At 68.5% G+C, this 2,485-nt stretch carries 2 protein-coding genes; both read left to right on the forward strand.

Annotated elements, in window-relative coordinates:
- Positions 1-150: 150 nt before the first annotated feature.
- On the forward strand, positions 151-1,224 hold the full coding sequence (locus tag MUO23_10570) for a hydroxymethylglutaryl-CoA synthase (GenBank protein ID MCJ7513398.1): 1,074 nt from the start codon (positions 151-153) through the stop codon (positions 1,222-1,224).
- The gene (locus MUO23_10575) at positions 1,221-2,411 is read left to right on the forward strand and encodes a thiolase domain-containing protein (GenBank protein ID MCJ7513399.1); all 1,191 of its coding nucleotides are present in this window, start codon (positions 1,221-1,223) and stop codon (positions 2,409-2,411) included. The genes MUO23_10570 and MUO23_10575 overlap by 4 nt, the downstream gene beginning before the upstream one ends.
- Positions 2,412-2,485 lie beyond the last annotated feature (74 nt).

Raw genomic sequence — 2,485 nt, forward strand, 5'->3', positions numbered from 1 at the left:
AGGCCGTAGACCGGCTGGCCGAGCAGTTGATCGCCGAGGGCGTCGTCCGCCTCGATCGCGCTGAGCAAATACTGAGAACCTGGAACGATGATGAGAATCGGGGCAGTCCGCCCGCCTAGGGCGCCTGTCTTTGAGCTTGGAGCTTCCCTCATGACTGAGCCTTCACCCGCACCGCTGCTTCGGCCGATCCTCAACGTCGGCATCACTGGCTACGGCGCCTATATCCCCCGCTACCGCCTCCCGGCGCGCGAGGTGGCTCGGATTTGGCACGGCGGCGCCACTGGTCTGCCGGTCAAGGAGAAGTCGGTGGCCGGGCTGGACGAAGACGTCGTCACGATGTCGATCGAAGCCGCTCGCAACGCCCTGGCCCGGGCGGACATCGACCCTTCCACCATCCGCGCCGTATGGGTCGGCTCGGAATCCCATCCGTATGCCGTCAAACCGACTGCCACGCTGGTGGCCGAGGCCATCGGCGCCACGCCCTACACCCAGGCCGCCGATTGGGAGTTTGCCTGCAAGGCCGGGACCGAGGCCTTTCAGGCGGCGATCGGGTTCGTCGGCTCGGGCATGGCGCTGCACGCCCTGGCGATTGGTATGGATATCGCCCAGGGGCGCCCGGGAGACGCCCTGGAATACACCGCCGCCTCCGGCGGCGCGGCTTACCTGCTCGGCCCGGCGGAGACTTCGATGTGTCAGATCGAAGCCTCCCTTTCCTATGCCACCGATACCCCCGACTTCTGGCGCCGGGCCCACGAGAAGTACCCCGAGCACGGGGAACGATTCACAGGCGAACCGGCGTACTTCAAGCACATTACCGAGGCCGCCGAAGCCCTGATGCGTGGGATGGACAGGCGGCCTTCGGACTACGCCTACGTGGTCTTCCACCAGCCGAACACGAAATTCCCGCAGCGCGTCGCAAAGATGCTTGGCTTCACCCCCGAGCAGAATGCCCCCGGCCTGCTGGTGGCACGCATCGGGAACACCTACGCCGGCTCGGCCCTGGTCGGGTTGACGGCGGTGCTCGACATCGCCCGCCCGGGTGACCGAATTCTGCTGGTCTCGTATGGGTCAGGCGCCGGTTCGGATGCATTCAGCCTGGTGACTACTGAGCGCCTGGTGGAGCGACGCGGCCGCGCCCCCAGCACGCAGACGTACATTGAGCGCCGCACCGAGATTGACTACGCCACCTACGCCCGCTACCGCGGCAAGCTGGCGACTACATGACTCTGGGCGCCTCGGCAGATCTCAACGAGAGCGTGATCGTCGCCGGGGTCGGCATGATGCCGGTCGGCGAACATTGGGATGTCTCGCTGCGCCGGCTGGCGCTGGGAGCGATCGAGCGCGCCCAGCAGGATGCCGGCGGGCTGCAGCCCCAGGCGCTGTATGTCGGCAACATGTACGCCCCCGCCCTCTCCGGCCAGACCCACCTTGGAGTGCTGATCGCTGATTTCATCGGCCAGCGCGGCATTGAGGCGGCGGCCTTCGAGGCGGCCGGCGCCTCCGGCGGAGTCGCGTTCCGCCAGGGGTACCTGGCCGTGCTCTCCGGCCAGGTCGATTGCGCCCTGGTGGTCGGGGTCGAGAAGGTGACCGACCGGACCGGCCCCTTGGTCGACTCCGCCATCGCCATGAGCGTCGATGCCGACCATGAGGCCATCCAGGGAGTGACGCCAGCCGCCCAGGCGGCGCTGCTGATGCGGCGCTACCTACTGGAAGCTTCCGCGCCGGAAACGGCCTTGGCGCCCTTCCCTCTGCAGGCTCATCAGAACGCCGTCAGCAACCCGTATGCCATCTACCGTCGAGCGATCACGCTTCAGGACTACTCGCAGGCCGCGCCTGTCAGCCCACCCGTCCGACAGATGGACGCGGCTCCGATCGCCGATGGCGCGGCAGCAGTTTTCCTCACCCGGGGTAGCTTGCTGCCCAGGTCGGCCGGGCGGCCGCGGGTCGTCGTCGCCGGCTCGGCCGTTGCCACGGCGCCGGTGGCGCTGCACGATCAGCCGGATCCGCTGGGCCTGCCCGCCGGGTCGCTGTCGTTCCAACGCGCCCTGGCCCAAGCCGGCGCCACGCCGGATGACCTGGACCTGTTCGAGCTGCATGACCTGTTCAGCATCCAAGCCGCGCTGTCGCTGGAGGCCGCCGGCCTGGCCGCCCGCGGCCAGGCCTGGCGCCTGGCAGGCGAAGGCGCCTTCGGCCGGAATGGGACGCTGCCCATCCTCACCTTCGGCGGCTCAAAGGCCCGCGGCGACGCCGGCGGGGCCACCGGGGTGTACCAGCTGGCGGAACTGACGCTCCAGCTCCAGGCCCGGGCAGGGGACAACCAGGTGCCCGGTGCACGGGTGGGCGTAGCCCAGTGCATCGGCGGTGCGGGGGCGACCGTCGCCACCCATGTTCTAAGCCGGGTTGAGGGCTGAGCCACCGGTCTGATAGTTCTTGAGAGAGGCCGGGGCCTAGACTTACCCTGCGAACTTTGGAAGAGGTGCGGTAT

It is taken from the genome of Anaerolineales bacterium, assembly GCA_022866145.1.
Lineage (GTDB): Bacteria > Chloroflexota > Anaerolineae > Anaerolineales > E44-bin32 > PFL42.

Excerpts from the sequence above, each read along its gene's own strand:
- MUO23_10570 (MCJ7513398.1), top strand. The coding sequence starts at position 151 with ATGACTGAGCCTTCACCCGCACCGCTGCTTCGGCCGATCCTCAACGTC.
- MUO23_10575 (MCJ7513399.1), top strand. The coding sequence starts at position 1,221 with ATGACTCTGGGCGCCTCGGCAGATCTCAACGAGAGCGTGATCGTCGCC.